The organism is Cryobacterium tepidiphilum, assembly GCF_003716325.1.
Classification (GTDB): Bacteria; Actinomycetota; Actinomycetes; order Actinomycetales; family Microbacteriaceae; genus Cryobacterium; species Cryobacterium tepidiphilum.
The window spans coordinates 110463-134108 of the sequence record NZ_RDSR01000007.1; the positions used below are offsets into that span (position 1 = coordinate 110463).

The 23646-nt window shown below is 70.2% G+C and carries 23 protein-coding genes; 11 read left to right on the top strand and 12 right to left on the bottom strand.

Annotated features, from left to right (window positions below; translation table 11 throughout):
- Positions 1-7: 7 nt before the first annotated feature.
- Positions 8-1174, bottom strand: a complete 1167-nt coding sequence (gene efeO, locus EEJ31_RS06280) for an iron uptake system protein EfeO (protein ID WP_123045439.1) — start codon at positions 1172-1174, stop codon at positions 8-10.
- A 37-nt stretch (positions 1175-1211) separates the two neighbouring features.
- Complete coding sequence (efeU, locus tag EEJ31_RS06285) at positions 1212-2072, bottom strand: iron uptake transporter permease EfeU (protein ID WP_123045440.1); 861 nt, start codon at positions 2070-2072, stop codon at positions 1212-1214.
- A 125-nt stretch (positions 2073-2197) separates the two neighbouring features.
- Here efeU and EEJ31_RS06290 point away from each other — a divergent pair, with 125 nt between their 5' ends.
- The 4 genes from EEJ31_RS06290 to EEJ31_RS06305 all read left to right on the top strand — a co-directional run bounded on the left by EEJ31_RS06290 (position 2198) and on the right by EEJ31_RS06305 (position 6142).
- A complete protein-coding gene (locus EEJ31_RS06290) occupies positions 2198-3172 on the top strand; it encodes a PIG-L deacetylase family protein (RefSeq protein WP_123045441.1) in 975 nt (324 codons plus the stop codon).
- A gap of 44 nt (positions 3173-3216) precedes the next feature.
- Positions 3217-3540: a ferredoxin gene (gene fdxA / locus EEJ31_RS06295; RefSeq protein ID WP_123045442.1), complete on the top strand. Its 324-nt coding sequence runs from the start codon at positions 3217-3219 to the stop codon at positions 3538-3540.
- 15 nt (positions 3541-3555) lie between these two features.
- The gene (gene dapC, locus EEJ31_RS06300; RefSeq protein WP_148040138.1) at positions 3556-4653 is read left to right on the top strand and encodes a succinyldiaminopimelate transaminase; all 1098 of its coding nucleotides are present in this window, start codon (positions 3556-3558) and stop codon (positions 4651-4653) included.
- A 181-nt stretch (positions 4654-4834) separates the two neighbouring features.
- Complete coding sequence (locus EEJ31_RS06305; RefSeq protein WP_123045470.1) at positions 4835-6142, top strand: citrate synthase; 1308 nt, start codon at positions 4835-4837, stop codon at positions 6140-6142.
- A gap of 122 nt (positions 6143-6264) precedes the next feature.
- Here the strand turns inward: EEJ31_RS06305 and EEJ31_RS06310 are convergent, their stop codons facing one another.
- Both EEJ31_RS06310 and dapD read right to left on the bottom strand, forming a co-directional pair.
- Positions 6265-8835: a penicillin acylase family protein gene (locus EEJ31_RS06310; RefSeq protein WP_123045444.1), complete on the bottom strand. Its 2571-nt coding sequence runs from the start codon at positions 8833-8835 to the stop codon at positions 6265-6267.
- 164 nt (positions 8836-8999) lie between these two features.
- Entirely contained in the window at positions 9000-9971 is a 972-nt protein-coding gene (gene dapD, locus EEJ31_RS06315) for a 2,3,4,5-tetrahydropyridine-2,6-dicarboxylate N-succinyltransferase (RefSeq protein ID WP_123045445.1), read from the bottom strand.
- Between the two features lie 116 nt (positions 9972-10087).
- On the opposite strand from dapD, the gene dapE reads away from it, so the two are divergent.
- From dapE to EEJ31_RS06330, 3 genes are all read left to right on the top strand, one after another.
- Positions 10088-11134 carry a succinyl-diaminopimelate desuccinylase gene (gene dapE / locus EEJ31_RS06320; protein WP_233563768.1) on the top strand — a complete coding sequence of 349 codons (1047 nt, stop codon included), beginning with the start codon at positions 10088-10090 and terminating at the stop codon, positions 11132-11134.
- Complete coding sequence (locus tag EEJ31_RS06325; RefSeq protein ID WP_123045446.1) at positions 11107-12348, top strand: mannosyltransferase family protein; 1242 nt, start codon at positions 11107-11109, stop codon at positions 12346-12348. Before dapE ends, EEJ31_RS06325 begins: the two co-directional genes overlap by 28 nt.
- Before the next feature lie 67 nt (positions 12349-12415).
- Positions 12416-12592: a DUF3117 domain-containing protein gene (locus tag EEJ31_RS06330; protein ID WP_123045472.1), complete on the top strand. Its 177-nt coding sequence runs from the start codon at positions 12416-12418 to the stop codon at positions 12590-12592.
- A 62-nt stretch (positions 12593-12654) separates the two neighbouring features.
- On the opposite strand, the gene EEJ31_RS06335 is transcribed toward EEJ31_RS06330, so the two are convergent.
- Positions 12655-13287, bottom strand: coding sequence for an O-methyltransferase (locus EEJ31_RS06335; RefSeq protein ID WP_123045447.1), 633 nt, complete (start codon positions 13285-13287; stop codon positions 12655-12657).
- 87 nt (positions 13288-13374) lie between these two features.
- On the opposite strand from EEJ31_RS06335, the gene EEJ31_RS06340 reads away from it, so the two are divergent.
- Positions 13375-13719, top strand: a complete 345-nt coding sequence (locus tag EEJ31_RS06340) for a sec-independent translocase (RefSeq protein ID WP_233563762.1) — start codon at positions 13375-13377, stop codon at positions 13717-13719.
- A 37-nt stretch (positions 13720-13756) separates the two neighbouring features.
- Here the strand turns inward: EEJ31_RS06340 and EEJ31_RS06345 are convergent, their stop codons facing one another.
- The 3 genes from EEJ31_RS06345 to EEJ31_RS06355 are packed head-to-tail and all read right to left on the bottom strand — an operon-like array spanning position 13757 to position 16815.
- On the bottom strand, positions 13757-14875 hold the full coding sequence (locus EEJ31_RS06345) for an Mrp/NBP35 family ATP-binding protein (RefSeq protein WP_407643210.1): 1119 nt from the start codon (positions 14873-14875) through the stop codon (positions 13757-13759).
- Positions 14876-14918: 43 nt separating this feature from the next.
- The gene (locus EEJ31_RS06350) at positions 14919-15461 is read right to left on the bottom strand and encodes a DUF1003 domain-containing protein (protein WP_123045449.1); all 543 of its coding nucleotides are present in this window, start codon (positions 15459-15461) and stop codon (positions 14919-14921) included.
- Positions 15448-16815, bottom strand: a complete 1368-nt coding sequence (locus EEJ31_RS06355) for a magnesium transporter MgtE N-terminal domain-containing protein (protein ID WP_123045450.1) — start codon at positions 16813-16815, stop codon at positions 15448-15450. The genes EEJ31_RS06350 and EEJ31_RS06355 overlap by 14 nt, the downstream gene beginning before the upstream one ends.
- A gap of 54 nt (positions 16816-16869) precedes the next feature.
- Between EEJ31_RS06355 and EEJ31_RS14110 the strand changes: the two genes are divergently transcribed.
- The gene (locus tag EEJ31_RS14110; protein WP_233563763.1) at positions 16870-17676 is read left to right on the top strand and encodes a general stress protein; all 807 of its coding nucleotides are present in this window, start codon (positions 16870-16872) and stop codon (positions 17674-17676) included.
- 347 nt (positions 17677-18023) lie between these two features.
- Here EEJ31_RS14110 and EEJ31_RS06365 read toward each other — a convergent pair whose 3' ends face one another.
- The gene (locus EEJ31_RS06365) at positions 18024-19589 is read right to left on the bottom strand and encodes an aminopeptidase P family protein (RefSeq protein WP_123045451.1); all 1566 of its coding nucleotides are present in this window, start codon (positions 19587-19589) and stop codon (positions 18024-18026) included.
- A 95-nt stretch (positions 19590-19684) separates the two neighbouring features.
- On the opposite strand from EEJ31_RS06365, the gene EEJ31_RS06370 reads away from it, so the two are divergent.
- Entirely contained in the window at positions 19685-20554 is an 870-nt protein-coding gene (locus EEJ31_RS06370) for a PHP domain-containing protein (protein WP_123045452.1), read from the top strand.
- Positions 20555-20731: 177 nt separating this feature from the next.
- Here EEJ31_RS06370 and EEJ31_RS06375 read toward each other — a convergent pair whose 3' ends face one another.
- Positions 20732-22195: a DEAD/DEAH box helicase gene (locus tag EEJ31_RS06375; RefSeq protein WP_123045453.1), complete on the bottom strand. Its 1464-nt coding sequence runs from the start codon at positions 22193-22195 to the stop codon at positions 20732-20734.
- A gap of 151 nt (positions 22196-22346) precedes the next feature.
- Between EEJ31_RS06375 and EEJ31_RS06380 the strand changes: the two genes are divergently transcribed.
- Positions 22347-23063 (top strand): ferritin-like fold-containing protein, encoded by a 717-nt coding sequence (locus tag EEJ31_RS06380; protein ID WP_123045454.1) that lies wholly within the window; start codon positions 22347-22349, stop codon positions 23061-23063.
- Positions 23064-23074: 11 nt separating this feature from the next.
- On the opposite strand, the gene EEJ31_RS06385 is transcribed toward EEJ31_RS06380, so the two are convergent.
- Both EEJ31_RS06385 and EEJ31_RS06390 read right to left on the bottom strand, forming a co-directional pair.
- The gene (locus EEJ31_RS06385; RefSeq protein WP_123045455.1) at positions 23075-23383 is read right to left on the bottom strand and encodes a hypothetical protein; all 309 of its coding nucleotides are present in this window, start codon (positions 23381-23383) and stop codon (positions 23075-23077) included.
- Between the two features lie 8 nt (positions 23384-23391).
- Positions 23392-23616 carry a DUF3107 domain-containing protein gene (locus EEJ31_RS06390; protein ID WP_123045456.1) on the bottom strand — a complete coding sequence of 75 codons (225 nt, stop codon included), beginning with the start codon at positions 23614-23616 and terminating at the stop codon, positions 23392-23394.
- Positions 23617-23646: the final 30 nt, after the last annotated feature.

Here is a 23646-nt window from a genome sequence, read left to right on the forward strand (position 1 = left end):
GAGGCGCTCAGCCCACGACGACGCTGGTGAGCCGGTTCAGCGGCTCGCCGAGCGCGTTGACCTGGTCGGAGAACGCCTTGACCTCGGCCGGGGTGAGACCGGTGTACGGGGTGAAGCCGTCACCGGCACGCTGCGCTTCGAGGAGCGCCTGCACGGCCGCGAACTCCGCGTCGAGCTGCTCGGCGAGGGCGGGCTCCTTCGCCACGACGATCTCGCGAAGGCCCTGGTAGAGCACCCGGGCGCCGTCGATATTGCCCTGGAAGTCGGAGAGGTCGGTGTGCGACCAGAACTCCTCCTCGCCGCTGATCTTCGAGCCGGCCACCTCGTCGAGCAGGCCGATGGCGCCGTTGGCCTGCTGCGCGAGGGTGAAGCTCAGCCCCTCGGCCTTGCCCTGCAGCGTGGCGGTGTCCGCGACGAGCTGCCGGGCGAGCTCCGCGCGCTGGTCGGCGCTGTAGCGCTCGAAGTCCGCCCCGGCGTTCCCGGCCCAGAGGTCCTTCTCGATGGCATGCCAGCCGGTCCACGCCTCGCCCTCCGCGAGGTCGGCCTCGCGGGCGTCGAGGCGCGGGTCGAGGTCGCCGAACGACTCGGCGACGGTCTCGATACGCTCCCAGTGGATGCGCGTGGGCGCGTAGAGATCCCGCGCCGCCTCGTCATCGCCGGCGGTGTACGCGGCGGCGAAGCGGGCGGTGCCCTCGACGAGCTGTTCCACCTCCTCGGTCACGTACGCGGCGTATGCGGTGTTCGCGGACTCGACCTGCGCGGCCGTGTCGGCGGACAGGTCGGGGGCGGCCGCTGTGGACGGCGTCACCGTGAACGGCGCCGTTCCGACGCCGTCGCCCTGCATGCCGGGCTTGCAGGTGGTGTAGTAGGTGCCGGCCTGCAGCTGCACGACAAGGTCGCGGCTGAGCCCGGGGCCGATGTTCTCGACCTCGCCCACGATCCGCAGCTTGTCGTCGCCCAGCAGGTAGAACTCGGTGACCTGGTCGCCGGCGTTGTGCACAGTGAAGCGGATCGTGCCGGCCGGAGCCTCATCGGCCGACACCGTGCACTCTGTGGCACTGCTCTCGACGGTCAGGGCCGGCGTGTCGCCCGACGGGCCGTCATCGGCGGCGCACCCGGTGAGACCCAGGAGGGTCACGGCGGCTGCGGCGAGCAGGGGGAGGCGAGCGGGCATGGGGATGTCCTGTTCGTGTGGGGGTGGAAGCGGGTCGTCAGGCGTTGACGGAGGCGAGGGGTGCTGACGCACCGACCTCGGTCGTCGGTCGCGGGGTCCGGCGGCGGCTGCACAGGATGAACGCGGTCATGGTGGGGACGGTGTACGCCACCCACGCGCCGAGTTCCAGCCACGTGGTCGCCGGGGAGAAGTTGAGCGTGCCCTTGAGCAGGGTGCCGTACCAGCTGTCGGGCGGCACCGCGCCGCTCACATCGAACGCCAACGCGTGCAGGCCGGGCAGGATGCCCGCCTCCTGCAGGTCGTGGAACCCGTAGGAGAGCACGCCGGCCGCGACGATGATCAGGATGCCGCCCGTCCAGGTGAAGAATTTGGCCAGGTTGATGCGCAGCATGCCGGCATAGATCAGCCAACCGAGCGCGACGGCGGTGAGGATGCCGAGGGCGGCCCCGAGCAGGGGGAACGTGTTCTGCCCGGTGGCCTGCACGGCCGCCCAGAGGAACAGGGCCGTCTCGATCCCTTCCCGGCCCACGGCGAGGAAGGCAACGAACACGAGCCCGAGCACGCCGCCGGCGAGGGTGCGGTCGACCTGGTGGTGCAGGTGGCCCTTGAGCGAGCGGGCGGTGCGCAGCATCCAGAACACCATCCAGGTGACGAGCCCCGTCGCCAGGATCGACAGCGTGCCGCCCAGGGTTTCCTGCGCCTGGAACGACAACTGGTAGGTGCTGTAACTCAGCAACGCGCCGATGCCGAGGGCCAGCAGCACGGCCAGGCCCACGCCCGCCCAGATGCGGCTCAGCGCATCGCGGCGCCCCACTTTCACGACATAGGCGATCAGGATGGTGACGACGAGGGCGGCTTCGAGACCTTCACGCAGGCCGATCAGATAATTTGCGAGCACGGACTTCCTCGGTGGGGCTGGTTTCTTTGGTAAGGCTTACCTAACACTACGGGTCGCCCGGCGTACTGTCCAGCCGGAATGGCTGGCAGTAGGCTGCTCGTAGTCCAGAAAGGTCGAGCGCAACCATGGTCCTGTCTGACCGCGATGAACGAGTCGTGTTCATCAGCGAGAGCCCCGGGGACGAATCCCTGCTCTTCGGCGGGGCGATCGCGAGGCTCCGGGCGGCGGGCGCCGAGGTGGTGCTCTTCTACGCGCCCTCCGACGACGGCGCGCACGGCAAGCACCTCGACACCCGTGAGCTGGAGGAGGCACTCCACGTCCTCGACGTGTCGGAGTGGCGGATGTTCGCCCGTGACCCCGCCGAACTCGTCGACGCCGTCCGCGAGGTCGGGCCGACCGCGGTCGTCATCGGGCGCCTGGCCCCGCGCCTGGCCGACGCGGTCAGTCGCGCGGCCGTCGGGAGTCGCGTTCCGGTCTTCGTCCGGCGGAGGGAGTTCGAAGGGACCGCGCAGCGCCTCACCGCCATCGACATCCACCACGAGGTGGAACGCAAGCTCCACGCCATCCGTTGTTACGGGAGCCGGTGGACGGTGACCGACCACACCGTGACGCTCGAGGACGGCACGTTCCTCGCCGTCACGACCACCGAGACCTACGTGCGCGCCGACACGCTGCCCGGCGTCGACGGGGAGCTCCCCGCGACGCCGCTCTCCCGGCTGCTGGCCGGGGCCGGGGGACTGGTGGCGGGTGCGGCCATCGGCATGCTCGGCACGGTGGCCCACCAGACGACGCTCGCCGTCGGCGAGGCTGCGATCCCGGTCGGGCTCGTGCTGGCGCTCGCCGCGGCTGCGACGCTCCTGGTGGGCCTCCGCATGGTGCTCGACGACCGGATGGTCGTGCTGCTCGCCGCCATCGGAATGCTCGGCACGATCTTCGTGCTGTCGCTTCGGAGCACCGGCGGATCGGTGCTCGTTCCGGCCGGCCTGCCCGGAACGCTGTGGACGCTCGTGCCCGCCCTCATCGCCGCGCTCGCCGTGGCGTGGCCCAAGGTGCCGCCGCGGGAGCAGCAGCCGCACGGGGTGCACAGCGCGAAGGCATAGACTGGATTTCCGGCTGCCAGGCTCCAGAAGGGACGACGAGACCAGTGACCTACGTGATCGCCCTTCCGTGTGTCGACGTCAAGGACCGCGCTTGTGTCGATGAGTGCCCGGTCGACTGCATCTACGAGGGCGAGCGGTCGCTGTACATCCAGCCCGACGAGTGCGTGGACTGCGGTGCCTGCGAACCGGTGTGCCCCGTGGAGGCCATCTACTATGAGGACGACCTTCCCGAGCAGTGGGCCGAGTACTACAAGGCGAACGTGGAATTCTTCGACGACATCGGCTCACCGGGCGGTGCCGCGAAGACCGGCGTGATCCCGAAGGACCACCCGATCATCGCCGCCCTTCCGCCGCAGGTTCAGCACTGAGCCGCGACGCCCGCTGTGAAGGAACTTCCGGAGTACCCGTGGGACCAGATGGCTCCCTTCATTGTGCGCGCCGAAAGCCACGACGGCGGGGTCGTCGACCTCTCGATCGGTTCCCCGGTCGATCCGACGCCCGACCTCGTCCGTGAGGCGCTGGCCTCGGCCACCGACGCGCACGCGTACCCGCAGACCGCCGGAACGCCCGCGCTTCGCCAGGCCATCGTCGACTGGTATGCCCGTCGCCGGGGAGTGACGGGCCTCACCGAGCGCAACGTGCTGCCGACCATCGGCTCGAAGGAGCTGGTGGCGCTGCTGCCGTTCCTGCTCGACGTCGGCGAGGGCGACACCATCGTGCACCCGACGGCGGCGTACCCGACCTATGCCATCGGCGCGGCCATGGTGGGCGCCGACGCGCTGGCGTCTGACGACCCGGCCGAGTGGCCCGCCACGACGAAGCTCGTGTGGCTGAACAGCCCGGGCAATCCCGACGGCCGTGTGCTCGGGGTGGATGAGCTGCGCGCCGCCGTGGCCCGCGCCCGCGAGCTCGGCGCCGTGATCGTCAATGACGAGTGCTACGCCGAGCTGGGCTGGGACGCGCCATGGGATGCCGAGCCGATCCCGAGCATCCTCGACCCGCGCGTCATCGGCGACAACCGGCGCAATGTTCTCGCCATCTACTCGCTCAGCAAGCAGTCCAACCTGGCCGGGTACCGGGCGGCGTTCGTCGCCGGCTGCGGCGGGATCGTGTCGGGGCTGCTGAACGTGCGCAAGCACGCCGGGTTGATGCTTCCCGCGCCCCTGCAGGCGGCGATGGTGGCCGCCCTTCGCGACGACGCCCATGTCGATGCGCAACGGGAGCGCTACCGGCACCGACGCCAGGTGCTGCTGCCGGCCCTGCAGGCCGCCGGTTTCCGGATCGACCATAGCGAGGGCGGCCTGTACCTGTGGGCGACGGAGGGTGTCGACGCCTGGGAATCCATCGGCCGGCTGGCCGACCTCGGCATTGTCGCGGGGCCCGGCCACTTCTACGGTGAACACTTTCCCCAGCACGTGCGGTTCTCGCTCACGGCAACGGATGAGCGCATCGCCGCCGCCGCGGAGCGGTTGCGGGCGTAGGCAGGCCCGATCCGCAACGCGACTGTAGCGATCATCCATCGAACGCCGCGAAATGTTGGCGGATGCGACAGTGGGCGGCGGAGCGGTTTAGGCTGTATCTGGCTCACGCGTGCATCGCCATGCAGTGAACTGCCACCGAACCGTCGGCACACCGGCCGGCACGAGCAATCAGGGAGGCTTCGTGGTCGACGCCGCGCGGGGAACGCAATCGGACGAGCAGAAGGCCACTCTGAGCTACCCGGGCGGGACGGCGGAGTTCCCCATCCTCCCCGCGGTCGACGGAGCGAACAGCCTCGACATCGCGACCCTCACGCGCCAGACCGGGCTGACCACGCTCGACTACGGCTTCGTCAACACCGCGGCCACCCGCTCCTCGATCACCTACATCGACGGCGAGCAGGGCATCCTCCGCTACCGGGGTTACCCGATCGAGCAGATCGCCCAGAACTCCAGCTTTCTCGAGACCGCCTGGCTGCTGATCTACGGTGAGCTGCCGAGCGCGAGCGAACTCGCCGACTTCGACGAGAAGATCCGCCGGCACACGCTCCTGCACGAGGACCTCAAGCACTTCTTCAGCGCCTTCCCCCGCAACGCGCACCCCATGTCGGTGCTCTCGAGCGCCGTCTCGGCCCTCTCGACGTTCTACGAGGACTCGCTGAGCGTGTCCGATCCGGAGCAGGTCGAGCTGTCCACGGTGCGGCTTCTCGCGAAGCTGCCCGTGATCGCCGCCTACGCCCACAAGAAGAGCATCGGGCAGGCGTTCCTGTATCCCGACAACTCGCTGAGCTTCGTCGACAACTTCCTGCGCCTGAACTTCGGCACGTACGCCGAGCCGTACGAGGTGAACCCGGTCGTCAGCAAGGCGCTCGAGCGGCTGCTGATCCTGCACGAGGACCACGAGCAGAACGCGTCGACGTCGACCGTGCGGCTCGTCGGTTCCACGCAGGCGAACATGTTCGCGTCGGTGTCGGCCGGCATCAACGCGCTCTACGGCCCCCTGCACGGCGGCGCGAACGAGGCGGTGCTCTCGATGCTCGGCCAGATCAAGGAATCCGGCGAGAGCGTGCAGAAGTACGTCGAGCGCGTGAAGAACAAGGAAGAGGGCGTGCGCCTGATGGGCTTCGGCCACCGGGTGTACAAGAACTACGACCCGCGCGCCAAGCTGGTCAAGGAGAGCGCCGACGAGGTGCTCGCCGCGCTCGGAGTGCACGACGACCTCCTCGACATCGCCAAGGAGCTCGAGCAGATCGCCCTGAGCGACGACTACTTCAAGGAGCGCAAGCTCTACCCCAACGTCGACTTCTACACCGGCGTGATCTACAAGGCCATGGGCTTCCCGACGCGGATGTTCACGGTGCTGTTCGCGATCGGCCGGCTTCCGGGCTGGATCGCGCACTGGCGCGAGATGAACACCGACCCGGCCACCAAGATCGGCCGCCCGCAGCAGCTCTACGTGGGCTCGCCCGCCCGCGACTTCCCCACCCGCTGACGCCGCCGCATCCGTCGCCCGCGCTCTCGTTCCTGCCCGTGAGGGGCCAACTCTCCCTAGTCCGACGCGCTTCAGACTAGGTAAAGCTGGCCCCTCACAGGCGAGAGAGGCCGGCGGGCGGGTCAGGGGGCCGGCAGCAGCCGGAGGGTGTTCGTGGCCGCTTCGCGCACCGCCGCGGGGGAGTAGGCCCAGGGCAGCGTCTGGTGGTCCTGCCAGAGCGGGGTTTGGTCGACGTAGTTCGGGTGGAAGGCGTGCCCGGACGCCCCGGTCAGGTTCACCCAGGTGGAGTCGTCGAAGTCCGCGAGGCTCACCACCTGCCGCATCGAGGGCAGCCAGTTCACCCCGTAGCCCTGCGTCGCATCCCAGCCGACGGCGTTGACAACGGATGACCCGCCCGCCAGTTCGTACGGCCCCCGGTTGAACACCCACTCCAGCGGCGCGATGCCGGATTGGCCGAAGGTGCCGTTACGCAGCTCCAGCGTGTGGATCGTGCCCCACTGCCACTCGGAGACCGGCCCCATCAGCCGGGTGGCCTCGGCGGCGGCGCGGTCCAGCACGTGGCTGAGCATGCTGGACTGTCCGATCGCACCGATGCGGGTGTTGGTCCACCACGGCGACTCCGGGTGCGCGAGCAGGCTGGTGACGACCGCGTAGGCGCGGTCGCCGCCGGTGAGCTGGGTGCTCTCGGGCAGCTTGTCGCCGAACAGGTCGTGCAGCAGGGTGCGCCAGACCACGTTGTAGTAGGCGGCCGCTGGGCTGTCGGCGTCGAGCTGGTAGTCCCAGCCGGTGAAGAGCGCCTGGGCCTCCTTCGCGGTGCCGCTGGCCTTCGCCTTCTGCAGCAGGGGGACGAGCGCCGCGGCCATCGGGCTGTAGTTGTCGGCCTGGATGCGGCTCATGGCTGCGGCGCTGATGGGCGTCTTGGCAGCGATCAGGGCCGCCAGCCGGGTGGTGATGCGCTCAGCCCGGTAGCCGGCGTCCCAGTCCTTCGTGATGAGGTACGGGTAGCCCGTGCCGACGGCCGCGTTGTTCGCCGTGACGATGAACCCTGCCGGCGGGTTGTAGAGGTGCGGGAGTTTCTCGAATGGGATGAAGCCCTTCCAGCGGTAGGTGCTGCTCCAGCCCGGCACCGGCACGGTCCCGTCGCCCTTGGTGCGGATGGGGATGAGCCCGGGCGACTGGTAGCCGATGTTCCCCTCGACGTCAGCGTAGAGCAGGTTCTGCGCGGGCACGTCGAACGCCTGGGCCGCCGCGCGGAAACCGGCCCAGTCGGTCGCGGCGTTCAGGGCGAAGATCGCCGCGGCGGTGCGACCGGGCCTCAGCGCCGTCCACTGCAGCGACAGCTCGTACTCGGTGCCCGGTGTCGTCGGCGCCGCCATCCCCGCGGCATCCGGGTACTCGGCTGCGATGCCGGGGAAGGCGGTTCCGGTCAGACCGCTCACGATCGGCCCGTGCGCGGTCGACCGGATCTCGAGTTTCACGGGGTCGCCGCCGGCGACGCTGATCTTCTCGTTCCGCACCGCCAGGGGTGTGGCCTTGCCGTCGTACTCGTAGCTGTCGCCGGTGACCTTCTCGACGTACAGGTCGGCCACGTCTGGCCCCAGGTTGGTGAAGCCCCACGCCACCTTCTGGTTGTGGCCGATGATGACGCCGGGCATGCCCGAAAAGCTGTACCCGGCCACGTCGAACGGGCAGGCCGGCGAGACGCTGCGGCAGCGCAGGCCTACCTGGTACCAGACCGACGGCAGGGCGGGCCCGAGGTGCGGGTCGTTGGCGAGGAGCGGTTTGCCGGTGTCGGTGTGGGCGCCGGAGACGACCCACGAGTTGGAGCCGATCTCGCCGCCCGCCGGCCCGATGAGCTCGGGCAAAGCGTCGAGGGTGGTCTTCAGCGCGGCGAGCTGCGGCTGCAGGTCGGGCAGCAAAGCGGATGCGGCGGCCGCCTTCGCCGGCGCGGGCTTCGGGGCGGCCTTCTTCGGCACGCCGCCCAGGATCGTGGGGTGGCTGCCGTACGGGTACCCGGGGTGCAGGGCCGCGACCTCCGCGGCGCTCAGGGTGGTGGAGAGCAGGGCCCGGTCGATCTCGTCCACGAGGTTGGAGCGGAGGTCCCAGGCCATGGCCTTCAGCCAGGACACCGAGTCGACCGGGGTCCACGGCTCCGGTTCGTAGTCGTGCACCTGCAGGCCGAGGGCGACGTATTCGAGCGACAGGTCGGCGCCCGTGTGCGTGCGGAGGTACGCGTTCACGCCGTCGGCGTACGACTGGTAGTAGCCGAGGGTCACCGGGTCGAGCTTCGCGACCTCCTGCTCCGCCACCGCACGCCAGCCCAGGGTGCGGATGAACGCATCCGTACCGACCTGGCCGGCGCCGAACAGCTCGGCGAGCCGGCCGCTCGTCACGTGCCGGCGCACGTCCATCTCCCAGAACCGGTCCTGGGCGTGCACGTAGCCCTCGGCGAGGAACAGGTCGTGGGGGTCGTCGGCGACGATGCGCGGGATGCCAGCGTCGTCGCGTCGCACCGTCACGGAGTCGTCGAGCCCCGGCACGGTGACCTCTCCGGAGAGTGTGGGGAAGGAGCGGGTGACGGTCCAGACGCCCGCACCCGCGACGATGACGGCGACGGCTGCGACGATGCCCAGCGCGATGAGGAATGGGCGGCTTCGGCGGCGGCGCCTGCTTCGGGGTGCGTCAGTGCCCACGTCACTCCTTCGTGAATCGCCCGGTGACGCTGCCCGCCCCCACGCGGCCTCCGCCGCGCTACGAGACTATCGCCCGCTCGCGGCACGCGGGTTGAACGCCGCTGCGCGTACTGAATTCAGCCCGCGCAACGGCGTTCGACGCGCGCAGCTCGTGAGGGAGGGGCTCAGGCGTGCAACTGGGCGTTCAGGGTGACGCCGGCGCCGTCGCGGCGGAGCGCCTCGACCGCCCCGGTCAGCGAGTTGCGGCGGAACAGCAGGTTGGGCATTCCGGAGAGCTCGACGGCCTTCACGGTCGGGGCCGTGCCGTCCGCCGTCGGCGCGGCGCCCACGAGCACCACCTTGCTGCCGGCGGTCACGTACAGACCGGCCTCGACGATGCTGTCGTCGCCGATCGAGATGCCGATGCCGGAGTTGGCGCCGAGCAGGGCGCGCTCGCCGATGGCGATGTGCTGCGTGCCGCCGCCCGACAGCGTTCCCATGATCGAGGCGCCGCCGCCCACGTCGGAACCGTCACCCACCACGACGCCCTGCGAGATGCGCCCCTCGACCATCGACGCGCCGAGGGTGCCCGCGTTGAAGTTCACGAAGCCCTCGTGCATGACCGTGGTGCCCGGCGCGAGGTGCGCGCCCAGCCGCACCCGGGAGGCGTCGGCGATGCGAACGCGCTCCGGGGTCACGTAGTTCAGCAGCGGCGGGAACTTGTCGATGCCGGTCGCGGTGATGCCGGCGCGCTGCAGCGGCATGCGCAGGCGGTCGAAGTCGGCCGGATGCACCGGGCCCGCATTGGTCCAGACCACGGTCGGCAGGTGGGCGAAGATGCCGTCGAGGTTGATGCTGTTCGGCCGCGCGAGCAGGTGCGAAAGCAGGTGAAGCCGGAGGTAGGCATCCGCTGTGCTGTCGGGGCCGGAGGCCAGCTCGACCTCGACGGTCACAACCTCGAGGCGCACAGCCCGCCGCGCGTCATCGCCCGCGAGCTCCTGCAGGGCCGCGGGGGCGTCGTCGCCGGCCGGCCGGCGGCCCAGCTGCGGCGAGGGAAACCAGGTGTCCAGCACGCTCCCGTCGCCGGCGACGGTGGCGAGGCCGTGACCCCAGGCGTGGGCGGGCATGGTGGAGGCAGGTGAGGGAGCGGTGGGCATGGCTCTAGATTAGTAGGGTGCCCCAGAACCCGATTCCAGCGGCGTCCGCGCCTTCCGTACCGTCCGCCCTGGACCTCACCGCGACATCCGTGGAGTTGACCCGGGTCATCTGCGACATGCCATCGGTCTCCGGCGATGAGACGCCGCTCGCCGACCTCATCGAGGCGGCCCTCAGCGGATGCGCGCACCTCGAGGTCGTCCGGGACGGCGACACCGTCGTGGCGCGCACGAACCTGGGCCGCTCCCAGCGCGTGGTGATCGCGGGCCACATCGACACCGTTCCGATCAACGCGAACCTGCCCACCCGGTTCGAGACGATCGACGGCGTGGAGTACCTGTGGGGGCGCGGCACCGTCGACATGAAGGCCGGCGTGGCCGTGCAACTGAAGCTGGCCGCGGAGCTGACCGACCCCGCCGTCGACGTCACCTGGATGTGGTACGACCACGAGGAGGTCTCCGCCGACCTCAACGGGCTTGGCCGGCTGGCCCGCAACCGCCCCGACCTGTTCGCCGGCGACTTCGCGGTGCTCGGGGAACCCACGCGCAGCCAGGTCGAAGGCGGCTGCAACGGCAACCTCCGGGTCGAGATCCGCAGCTTCGGCCTGCGGGCGCACTCCGCCCGCGCGTGGGTGGGCGACAACGCCATCCACAAGCTGGCGCCGGTGTTCGCCACGCTCGCCGAGTACCAGCCGCAGGAGGTGGACGTCGACGGACTCGTCTACCGGGAGGGCCTGAACGCGGTAGGCGTGACCGGCGGCATCGCCGGCAACGTCATCCCCGACGAGGCGATGGTGCACGTGAATTACCGCTTCGCCCCGAGCCGGTCCGGCCAGGACGCCATCGCGCACATCCACGAGCTGTTCCCCGATTACGACATCACCGTGGTCGACCTCGCCGAGGGCGCCCGCCCGGGCCTCGACGCGCCGCTCGCGCAGGACTTCCTCGCCGCGGTGGGTGCCGGTGTGCCGGGCGGCGTGGAGGCGCGACCGAAGTACGGCTGGACCGACGTGGCCCGCTTCTCGGCGCTTGGCGTTCCCGCGGTGAACTACGGGCCGGGCGACCCGCTGAAGGCGCACGCCGACGACGAACGCGTGCCGGTTGACCAGATCACCGAGTGCGAGCGCGGGTTGCGGGCATGGCTGACGGCGTCCGCGACATCCTGAGGCCCCAGGAGCGCCGCCGCACGGTCGTGCTGCCGCGCTGGCGGGCCCGCTACCGGCTGACACCGTGGTGGGGGCGCGTACTCGTCATCTGGCTGCTGTCCCGCGTGCTCACGAGCGCCATGGTTCTGACCCTCGCCCGGGTGCAGGGCCCCAACCCGTGGACCGGCGCGCACCCCTCGTATGTCGACTACGCCAACATCTGGGACGGCCGCTGGTACAACATCGTCGCGGTCGCCGGGTACCCGTCGGTGCTGCCGGTCACCCCCGACGGGCACATCGCCGAGAACGCCTGGGCGTTCATGCCCGGCTACCCGGCCGTCGTGCGCCTCATCATGTTCGCCACCGGCCTGCAGTGGAACTCCGTCGCCGTGTTCGTGTCGCTGGCCTTCAGCCTGGCGACGGCGCTCGTGTTCTACCGACTGATGCGCCGGGTGCTGCCCGGCGAGACGGCCATGTTCGCCGTCGTGCTGTTCTGCGTCGCGCCGCTGTCGCCGATCCTGCAGTTCGGCTACGCCGAATCGATGCACCTCTTCTTCCTCACCGTGGCCCTGTACCTGCTGCTCGAGCGCCGGTACGTGCTGCTGTTCCCGGTGATCACCGTCATGGCGCTCACCCGGCCCACGGGCCTCGCCTTCGCGCTGGCCCTCGTGCTGCACGTGGGGTACCGCTGGTTCACCCGTCACACCGACCCCTACCCGCCGGGCGAGCGGATGCTGTCGGCCGGCGTTGCCGTGTTCAGCGCACTGATGGGGCTGGCGTGGCCGGCCGTCGCGTGGGCGGTGACCGGACAGCCGGGCGCGTACACCGATACGGAGCTGGCGTGGCGCGCGCCCTACATCGGTTATCAGGAGCTGGTGCCGTTCAGCGCGTGGTTCCAGGGCGGGGTGTGGTGGCTCGGGATGCCGCTCGGGATCCTCGCCGTCATCGCCCTGGTGCTGGCGTTCGGGATGTTCCTCTTCACGCCGGCCGTGAAGCGGCTCGGCATCGACCTCCGTGCCTGGGTCGTGAGCTACGCGATCTACCTGCTGGCGGTGTTCTTCCCGCAGTCGAGCACGTTCCGGCTGCTCATGCCGTTGTTCCCGCTGCTCGGCGCCGTCGCGGCCCCGAGGTCGCGCATCTACCGGGTCGTGGTGGTGCTGGTGTCGATCGCCGCGCAGTGGGGATGGCTGCTGATCTGCTGGGGCGTGGACGGCGCCGACTGGACCCCGCCGTGACCGTGATTACTCGATGCGCGGCGGCATGCACGATAATGGAACCAACCACGAAATGGAAGGGGAGCTCATGGCGGCCATGAAGCCACGGACCGGAGACGGGCCAATGGAGGCTGTAAAGGAGGGGCGCCTGATCATCGTGCGAGTTCCGCTCGAAGGGGGAGGCCGCCTCGTCGTCTCTGTGAACGATGCTGAGGCCAAGGAGCTTCACGACGCGCTCGCCGGAGTCGTCAGCGCGGCGAACTGAGATCAGCTCGAACGAAGGGGCCGTGCAGCTGTGCTGCACGGCCCCTCGTCATCCGTCGCCCGTTACGGGCGCACGCGGGTGATCTGCAGCAGGCCGTCGCCGACGGGGGAGAGGGCGCTCACCACCGCGCTCGACGCGGCGATCTCGGTCAGCAGCGAGCGGAAACCGGTCGCGACGTCGTCGCGCCGCACCGGGTCTGCCACCCACCCGCGCCAGAGGGCGTGGGCGACCAGCACGCTTCCGCCGGGGCGCACCAGGCGCAGGCCGTGCTCCACATACTCGATGACCGAGTGCGGGTCGGCGTCGACGAAGACGATGTCGTAGGAGTTCTCGTTCATGCGGGGCAGCACCTCGGCGGCGCGGCCGGTGATCAGCCGCACGCGGTTGCCGGGGAAGCCGGCATCCGTGAAGTTCGCCCGGGCGTGGTGCTGGTAGTCGACCTCGACATCGATGGACGTGAGGGTCGCACCGGGGGCGCCGGTGAGGAGCCACATCCCGGAGACGCCCGTGCCCGTGCCCACCTCGAGGATGCTGCCCGCGCCGGTCGCGGCGGCGATGACCGCGGACTGTGCGCCCACGGCGGGGGCGACGGCGTCGATCCCGAGCTCCAGGGCCTGCTGCCGCGCGCGCGTCACCGCTTCGGACTCGACGACGAATTCGTCGGAGAATTTCCAGTTGAGTTCTTTATCAGACAAGCTCGGCTCCAGTTGGTGGTTGAAGTCAAGACTACGGCCACGCTGCGCCCGGCACGGCCATGCCTCGCCGGAGGTTATCCTGATGGGATGTTCGGTTTGACGTTCGAGAAGATCCTGATCATCGGGATCATCGCCGTCTTCCTCCTCGGACCGGACAAGCTGCCCCACTACGCGGCGCAACTGGCCCGGCTGGTGCGGCAGCTGCGGGACATGGCCAACGGGGCCAAGGACCGCATGCGCGACGAGATGGGCCCCGAGTTCGATGACCTGGACTGGAAGAAACTCGACCCCCGGCAATACGACCCGCGCCGCATCATCCGTGAGGCCCTGCTCGATGACCCGGCCCCGGCATCCGCCATCGTCTCGCGCGCCGGTGGGCAGGCGGGATTGAAGCCGCACGAGCCGGCCCCCTTCGACGACGAGGCCACCTGACCCACGCCCGCCTTCGCGTGGACGTGCTGGCGGGTTCTTAGGCGGGGGAGAAGGGCAGGCGGCGACCGGCGAGCCCGCGGGAGCGGGTGGCGAGGAGGCGGGCGACCCCCGACAGGGCCAGGCTGGCCGGGTCGTCGGGCGCGGCGAGCACCACCGGATGCCCGTGGTCGCCTCCTTCGCGAAGCGGCACGCTGAGGGGCACCTGCGTTAGGAGCGTGACGGGCTCGTCTTGCCCGGCGGAGAGCCGGCGGGCGACCTCCGCGCCGCCGCCCGACCCGAACAGCTCCAGGATGCTGCCGTCGGGCTGCGGGAGACCGGCCATGTTCTCGATGACGCCGTAGATCTTCTGCCCGGTCTGGCGGGCGACGACACCGCTGCGCTCGGCGACGTCGGCCGCGGCCGGCTGCGGCGTGGTCACGACGATCACCTCGGCGTGCGGGAGGAGCTGGCCGACCGAGATGGCGACGTCGCCGGTGCCGGGCGGCAGGTCGAGCAGCAGAATGTCGAGGTCGCCGAAATAGACGTCGGTGAGGAATTGCGAGATGGTGCGGTGCAGCATCGGTCCCCGCCAGGCGACGGCGACCGACGGGTCATCCACGAACATGCCGATGGAGATCACCTTCACGTCGTGCGCGACAGGCGGCAGGATCATGTCGCCGACCTGCGTGGGTTTCGCGCCGGCCAGGCCGAGGAGTGCCGGGATGGAGAACCCGTACACGTCAGCGTCGACGATGCCGACCCGGAGGCCCTCGCGGGCGAGCGCGACGGCCAGGTTGGCGGTGATGGTGGACTTGCCGACGCCGCCCTTGCCGCTCGTGACGGCGTATACGCGCGTCAGCGACTCGGGAGTGAACGCGGTGCCCTTCCGGGGGCGGCCGGCGCGCAGCCGTTCGGTGAGGGCGGTGCGCTCGGCCGGCGTCATCACCGAGACGTCGACGGCCGCGTTTCCCGCGCCCACGACGGACTCGGTGGCGGAGAGCACGTCCTGCTCGATGCGGGTGGCCGCCGGGCAGCCGGCGATCGTGAGCTTGAGGCCCACCGTCACCCGCCCGGCGGCAGCCACGTCGATCCCCGCCACCATGCCGAGCTCGGTGATGGGCCGGCGGATCTCGGGATCCTGTACCCGCGCGAGGGCCGCCTGCACGCGCTCGCGCACGGCATCCGTTGTCTCAGCAGCCGCCGTTTCAGCAGCGGCGGGTTCAGCGGTCAATCGCGGCACGCTCTCCGTCGGTTCCGGCCTCGTCGAGCTGGTCGCGCTCGTCCAACTGCTCGAGGAGGCTGCGGAGCTCCGCGCGGATGAAGTCCTTCGACGCCATGTCCTTCACGGCCAGGCGCAGGGCGACGACCTCGCGAGCCAGGTACTCGGTGTCGGCGAGGTTGCGTTCGGCGCGCTGGCGGTCCTGTTCGATCTGCACCCGGTCACGGTCGTCCTGCCGGTTCTGCGCCAGCAGGATCATCGGGGCGGCGTAGGAGGCCTGCAGCGACAGCACCAGGGTGAGGGCGATGAAGCCGAGGTCGGCGGAGTCGAAGCGCCACGGGCCCGGCGCGATGGTGTTCCACAGGATCCACGCGATCGTGAAGAACGTGAGCCCGAGCAGGAACCACGGCGTGCCCATGCCGCGGGCGATCGCCTCGGTGAAGCGGCCGAACCGGTCGCTTCCTCCGCGGTTCCAGGGGAGGCCGTTGGTGCGGAGGCCGCGCGGCGCGTCGAGGCGGACGTCGGTCTTGTTAGCTCGTGCCACTGGTCCTCCTCCTTCCGCTGGGCGTTGCCTGTTCCGCTCCCCGGCCGCGTGCCCCTGGCAAGGGGATGCTGCCGGTATTGAGTTTGTTGCGGGCGGCGGCGCGTCGTTGCACGTCGTCGTTGCCGTCGTGGCTTCGCCAGTCGTCGGGCAGGAGGTAGTCGAGCACGTCGTCGATCGTGACGACGCCCACGAGGCGGTGGTTCTCGTCGACGACGGGAACCGACACGAGGTCGTAGCTGGCGAGGATTCGCGAGAGCTCGGCCGCCGAGGTGTCGGCGGTCACGGGCTCCAGACCCTGGTCGAGCAGCGTGCCGAGGCGCTCGTGGGGCGGGTAGCGCAGCATCCGCTGGAAGTGCACCATGCCGAGGAAGCGGCCGGTCGGCGGTTCATACGGCGGCAGGGTGACGCAGATGGCGGCGCCGAGTGCCGGCGCGAGGTCGTGGCGACGGATGAGGGCGAGGCCCTCCGCGACGGTGGAGTCGGCGGAGACGATGATCGGCTCGGTGGTCATGAGGCCGCCGGCGGTGTCGGAGGCGTAGGTGAGGAGGAAGCGGACGTCCTCGGCCTCCTCGGGCTCCATCAGGTCGAGCAGCTGCTCACCGCGTTCCTCGGGAAGCTGGGCGATGAGGTCGGCGGCGTCGTCGGGCTGCATGTGGTCGAGCACCTCGGCCGCGCGGGCGTCGCCGAGCCGGGTGAGGATGCCGACCTGGTCGTGCTCCGGCATCTCCTCGAGCACGTCGGCGAGGCGGTCGTCGGAGAGCTCGCCGGCCACCTCGAACATGCGCTCACGGGGCAGGTCGAGGAGGGTGCTGGCGAGGTCGGCGGGCTTCAGGTCGGAGTACGTGGCGATCAGCTGCTCGGCGGACTGGGCCTGGCCGCCCTTCGACTTCTCGCGCACCTCGTTCCACTGCACGAAGACGGTCGCCCCCTTCGCGAACGGGGAGGCGCCGCTCTTGGGGCGACGCACGAAGAGCTGGCTGATGTCCCACTCGCCCTGGTCGCCCAGTTCGATCCCGACGTCTTCGATCGTCGCGTCGCCGGAGCCGTCGTTGAACGTCACCTTGCGGCCGAGCATCTCGGCGATGACGCGCACTTCGCCGCCGCGCTGCTCGAAGCGGCGCACGTTGATCAGTCCTGTGGTGATGATCTGCCCGCTGCCGATGCTGGTGACCCGGCCGATGGGCATGAAGACGCGCCGCTTGCCGGGGATCTCGACGATGAGGCCGACCACGTGCGGCGGGTCGTTCTTGCGGTACACCACGAGTACGTCGCGCACCTTGCCCACGCGGTCGCCCGCGGGGTCGAAGACGCTGCACCCGGCCAGGCGGGCGACGAAGACTCTGGTGGCACTCACAGTACAAATCTAGGCCACGCGCCGAGTTTTCCGGGCCCGTGAAAGAATGGCGGCATGACGAACCAGAGCCTCTTCGGCGGTGGCCGACGCCAGACCATGTTTCCCACGATGCCGCGCGGGGAGGTCGTCGCGACCTACGAGACCTACAACGAGGCGCAGGCTGCGGTGGACGTTCTCGCCAAGGCGGACTTCCCGGTGAAGCAGCTCTCCATCGTGGGCAACGACCTCAAGACGGTGGAGCACGTCACCGGCAAGCTCAGCTGGGGCCGCGTCGCGATCGCGGGTGCGGCATCCGGTGCCTGGATGGGCATCTTCTTCGGCCTGCTGTTCTTCATCTTCTCGCCCGACGGCGCCGGCATGCCGTTCCTGCTGGCGGCGGTGCTCATCGGCGCCGGGTTCGGCATGTTGTTCGGTCTCGTGAGCTATGCGTTCAACCGGCGGCGTCGCGATTTCACCTCGACCATGCAGGTCATCGCCACCAACTACCACCTCCTCGTGGAGGCCAGCCTCGTGAACCGGGCGCGCAACGTGCTCGGCGGCGGCTCGGGGATCGTCGCGGGTGAGGCTCCGGTCGACAGCCCAGCGGATGCCGCGGGCGAGTCGCCCGTCGACGTTCCGGGCACGCCCGGTCAGGCCCGTGAGGCGGCCGAAGCGCGCGAGGCGCAGCAGATCCACGAGGCGCACCAGGCGCAGGAGGCCGAGCACGCCGAGGACGCCCAGCGCACCCGCGAGATGCCGCACGTCTCGGCTCCCGCGGCCGCCCACGAAGACCCGACACCTCCCGATGTGCCGGCCGGCACCGCGCGTCCGGCGGAGCCCGAGGCGCCGCCCGCGTACGGGGAGCGCACCCGCGAGCAGTAGGGGCATGCGCACACGTCGCAGACGCGGCTTCTCGATTTAGCCGGTGAATTAGCAGTGGAGCGCAATGTGGCCGCGCTGACGCTCACGACGTTTCGTGACGTCCCGTGGAACGCGCCGTACTACGCTCGCCTGAGATTCGAAGTCTTCGCGCGCGAGCACTGGGGGCCGGCGATGCGGCAACGGGTGGCGAGGGAAGCGGCCGGCGGCTTGGCTGACTGGCCGCGAGTGGTTATGCGGCGCCCACTACGAAAATGAGGTCGGCGCCTGCCTGAGATGTACCGTTCCGGACGAATGTGCCAGGCGTAGCAGACACCATCGTCCGGAACGGGCAACCTCGGCGACATGGGTCAGCGGATGCCGGCCATCCAGGCTTCGACGTCGTCGGCGGTGCGGGGGATGCCGGCCGACAGGTTCTCGGGACCGTCGGCGGTGATGAGGATGTCGTCCTCGATCCGCACGCCGATGCCGCGGAACTCCTCCGGCACGGTGAGGTCGTCGGGCTGGAAGTACAGCCCGGGCTCGATGGTGAACACCATGCCCGGCTCGATCACCGCATCCATGTACATCTCCCGGCGGGCTGCCGCGCAGTCGTGCACGTCGAGTCCCAGGTGGTGGCTGGTGCCGTGCACCATGTACCGGCGGTGGTGGCCGCTCTGCGGGTCGAGCGCCTCCTCGGCGGAGACCGGGAGCATGCCCCACTCGGCGGTGCGGCGAGCGATCACGGCCATGGCGGCCGCGTGCACCTCACGGAAGACTGCACCGGGCCGCGCGACGGCGAACGCGGCATCCGCTGCCTCGCGCACCGCCTCGTACACCTTCCGCTGCACCGGGCTGAACGTGCCGGAGACCGGCAGGGTGCGCGTGATGTCGGCGGTGTAATAGCTGTCGAGCTCGACGCCGGCGTCGAGAAGGATCAGGTCCCCGGGCAGCACCGGTCCGTCGTTGCGGGTCCAGTGCAGGATGCAGGCGTGCGGGCCGGAGGCCGCGATCGTGTCGTAACCGACGGCGTTGCCGTCGGCGCGGGCCCTCGTGTTGAAGACACCTTCGACGAGGCGCTCGCCGCGCTGGTGGGCGCTGGCGCGGGGGAGGTCGCGGATGACGTCTTCGAAGCCGCGCCCGGTGGCGGCGACCGCCTGCCGCATCTCTTCGATCTCCCAGGAGTCCTTGACCAGGCGGAGCTCGGCGAGGTCCCGTGCCAGGCGCGCGTCCTTATCGTGCTCGTCGCCCGTCTCGAGGCTGAACGGCGCGTCGGAGGCATCGTTGTTGAGGGCACGCTCGGCGGCGAACCGCAGCCGGGCCTCGTCGACGCGCAGCGTGAGCGCGGGATCGGCCTCACGCAGCACCAGCGTTTCGGTGTCGGAGGCGTCGATCACCCGGTCCAGGTCGGCGATGCCGCGCACGTCGACACCCAGGTCGTTCGCGACCTGAGCGATGGAGGGGCGGGGGCCGATCCAGAACTCGCCGATCTCGGGGTTGGCGTAGAACTCGTCGGAGTCGCGCCCGGCGCGCTCCCTGAAGTACACCGTCGCGGTGTGCCCCCGGCCGGCGGGCTCCATGACCAGCACGGCGCCCGGTTCGGAGTCGCTGCCCCAGCCGGTCAGGTAACTGAACGCGGAGTGCGCGCGGAAGGCGTAGTCGGTGTCGTTCGCGCGCTGCTTGAGCGACCCGGCGGGCACGATGAGCCGCTGGCCCGGGTACATGCCCGAGAGCCGCTCCCGGCGCGCGGCGGCGAACGACGCCTGCTGACGCGCGGCGGGCAGCGCGTCTTCGCGAGGCGCCCAACCGCTGGAGATGTAGTCCTTGAAGACGCTCGACCCCGGCGTCGTCGACCGGTTCTCGTTCCGGTTCGTCCCCGACGGTGCGTCGGTCGAGCGGATGTCTGTGGCAGTGCTGGTGGTGTCGCTGGCGTCCATGGTCCCATTCTCTCACCCGTGCCCGGAACGCATTCGCGCGGGCGCAGTGCCCGCACCGCGAGGGCCGGCCTCGGGCGCCGAACTAACATAAGAACATGTCAGGTGCGCGTCGATTCGAGGGTCCGATCGACCTGCACACCCATTCGCGCGTCTCCGACGGAACCCAGACGCCCCGCGAGCTGATGCTCGACGCCGCGGCCTCCGGCATCCGCACCGTCGCCCTCACCGACCACGACTCGACCGCCGGCTGGGCGGAGGCGGCCGAGGCGGCCGCCGAAGCGCGCATCACGCTCATCCGCGGCATGGAGTTCAGCACCCGCGTGCGGGGCACGAGCGTGCACCTCCTGGCCTACCTCTTCGACCCAGACGACCCCGGCATCGTGGCCGAGACCGGGCGCATCCGCGACGCGCGTTTCGACCGGGCCCAGCGCATGGTCGAGCGCATCGGCGCGGACTACCCGCTCACCTGGGAGGACGTGCTCGCCCAGGCGCAGGACGGCACGACCATCGGCCGGCCGCACATCGCCGACGCGCTCGTCGAGCGCGGCCACGCCGCCACGCGAACGGATGCCTTCGGCGGCATCCTGCACTGGCGGGCCGGGTACTACCAGCCGCACTACGCCCCGGAGCCGATGGAGGCCGTGCGCCTCGTGACGGCGGCCGGGGGAGTGCCGGTGCTGGCGCATCCGGCCACCCGCGGTGTCGGCGACATCGTCTCCGAGCAACGGCTGGGCCAACTGGTGGATGCCGGGCTGTTCGGCCTCGAACTCGACCACCGCGAGAACAAGCCCGAACCGCGGGCGCGCCTGGAGCAGATGGCGAAGCGCTACGGCCTCGCCATCACGGGCTCCAGCGACTACCACGGCGCCGGCAAGGTGAACCGGCTCGGCGAGAACACGACGACGCCCGAGGTGCTCGACCGGCTGATCGAGCGCGCCTCGGGCGTTCCGCCGCTCTACGCCTGAGCGCCGCAGCTGCTCCATCCCTGAGCCGTCACGAGAACAGGACGGATCGGCCGCTTGTGCTCCAGAACAGGAGAAAACGACGTCGCGCCGGTGTCGACTCCTGTTTTGGCGACGGATGCGCCGAGCACGCAGGCGCACGCGGGGGCACGCGGGGCAGGCGGTGAAGCCTGGTGAGGGTTACGCGGCGCCGCCGGGCGCGCCGCCCTGCGGCGTGCGGCGGCGGGTGCGCCGGCGCGGCGAGCGGTGGCCGTCCTGGTGCTGGGCTCCGCCGCCGTCGTGCGTGCCGGCGGCCGGGGTGGCCTCGGGAGCGTCGGGGTTGGTGGTGCGGCCGACGCGCGTGCGGCTGCGGGTGCGGTCGCCGCCGGTGCGTCCCGCGCTGCGCCCGCCGTTCCCGCCCGCGGCGCCCGAGGAGCTTCCGCCGGAGCGGCCGGCACGCGGTTCGGCGTCCTTCACCGGGGTCGCCCGGAGGCGTCCCTTCGATCCCGCGGGGATGTTGAGGTCGGTGTAGAGGTGCGGCGACGACGAGTAGGTCTCCGTCGGCTCCGGCTGCCCGAAGTCGAGGGCCCGGTTGATGAGGGCCCACTTGTGCAGGTCGTCCCAGTCGACGAAGGTGACGGCGATGCCGGTCTTGCCGGCGCGCCCGGTGCGGCCCACGCGGTGCAGGTAGGCCTTCTCGTCCTCGGGGATGGTGTGGTTGATCACGTGCGTGACGTCGTCGACGTCGATGCCGCGCGCGGCGACATCCGTTGCGATCAGGATGTCTTTCTTGCCGGCCTTGAACGCCGCCATGGCCCGCTCACGCTGCTCCTGGTTGAGGTCGCCGTGCACGGCGGCAGCGTTGAAGCCGCGGTCGTTCAGCTCCTCGACGAGCTTCGCGGCGGCGCGCTTGGTTCGCGTGAAGATCACGGTTTTGCCGCGGCCCGAGGCCATCAGGATGCGGCCGATCACCTCATCCTTGTCCATGTTGTGCGCGCGGTAGATGAGGTGCTCGATGTTGGCCTGCGTGAGGCCCTCGTCGGGGTCGCTGGCACGGATGTGGATCGGCCGGGTCATGAAGCGGCGCGCCAGGGCCACGATCGGGCCCGGCATCGTCGCCGAGAACAGCATCGTGTGCCGGGTGGGCGGGGTCTGCGAGAACAGCTTCTCGATGTCGGAGAGGAAGCCGAGGTCGAGCATCTTGTCGGCCTCGTCGAGCACCATCTCGCGCACGTTCTTGAAGCTCAGCAGCCGCTGGTTCGCGAGGTCGAGCAGGCGGCCCGGGGTGCCGACCACGATCTGGGCGCCGGCCTTGAGCTGCTCGATCTGGCCTTCGTAGGCCTTGCCGCCGTAGATGGAGACGATCTTCGTGTCGCGGTTCTTCGCGGCGAGCTCGAGGTCTTCGGAGACCTGCACGCAGAGCTCACGGGTAGGCACCACGATGAGCGCCTGCACGCCGGGTTCGGGGCTCAGCCCGAGACGCTGGATCAGCGGAAGACCGAACCCGAAGGTCTTGCCGGTACCGGTCTTGGCCTGGCCGATGATGTCCTGCCCGGCGAGGGCGAGGGGAATCGTCTGGGTCTGGATGGGGAACGGCTCGGTGATGCCCTTGTCAGCGAGGGCGTCGACCATGTCCTGGTCGATGGAGAGTTCGGAGAAAGTCACGAATTTTTGCCTGTCATTACCTAGAAGAAGGATGCGCCCGTCTTCTGTCTCAGGCGCAAAGTCGCCGATCCTGTGTCGGCGACGTGAAGCCAGCTTACCGGCAGAGGCCACGGATCGGGCCGGGAAGCCCCGGGTGTCCTAAGCTGGGCTCGTGATCTCGTGGGTTGGTGGACGACCGCAGCGCGTCGAAATTCCCCGGCTGAAACCGCGCGGGGAGAGCCGGGCGGCCAAGCGCGTCGACATCGCCGACCTCGTTCCCGAACCTGTCACCTACCTTGCCCAGGCGGCGTACTTCCAACTCGGCGTCTTCGAGAGCCTGGCGCTCGCCGTGGCGAACGCGCCGGGCATCCACGCCAAGGAGAACCTGTCGACGGCGGCGGGCCGCGTGCTCGCGAAGCATCACGGCCTGGTGGCCGAGATGAAGCGCCGCGGCAGCGATCCGGCCGAGGCGATGACCCCGTTCGCGCCGCACCTCGACCGCTTCCGCACCACCACCCTCGGAGCCGACTGGGCCGAACTGCTTTTGTGGTGCTTCCTCACGGCGGGGTTCCTCGACGACTTCTTCATCCGCCTCTCCGCCGGGCTGCCGAGCGACATCGGCCCGCGGGCCGCGCAGATCCTCGGCGAAGACGAGGGCACGCATGTGATCGTGACCGAGCTGCAGGCGGCGATCGCGGCGGACCCCGCGCTTGCCTCGCGGCTGGCGCTCTGGGGCAGGCGCCTGGTGGGCGACACCCTGCTCGTCGCCCGCTCCGCGATTCACGCCACGGGCGACCTCGTGTCAGACGAACTGCGCATCGAGCCGGTCTTCACCGAGCTGATCGCCGCACACACCCGCCGCATGGATTCCCTCGGGCTCACGGCGTAACCGCCGGCGAGTCAGGCGCGGGCGGGAACGCCGCTGCGGGTGAGGGTGTGCAGCATCCGCTTGTCGTGCTCGGCGCGCCGGCGGCCGAGCCAGAGGTCGACGACCACGGCGACGACGAAGGATGCGCCGAGCGACACCCACCAGATCCAGCCGCCGTCCCACGCCCAGCCGAGCCAGGTGAGCGCGACCCAGACGAAGGCAGCCACGGCCGTGCCGACCGCCGGCACCAGCACGGCGCCGTGCGCCGCCCGGTGCGGCAGGGCGTACCGGGCGATGAGGCCCAGGATCGCCCCGCCGAGCGTGACGAAGAGGAGTTCCACGGCGCCCGCTAGGAGACGAAGCCGATGCGGCGCGATTCCTCCGTGCCGAGCTCCACGTAGGCGAGCCCGCTCGTCGGAACGATGTAGGTGTTGTGCTTCGAATCGGTGAGCTTGAGGTAGTCGCTCGTGCCCGACAGCGCCGCTGCGACGATCTCCTCGATCTCACTCACGGCCTGCGCGGTCTCGAAGCTGATTTCACGGGGGGTGTTGAAGATGCCGATACGGATGTCCACGGGTCGCCTTTCGTTGCCTTCCTGCCAGAT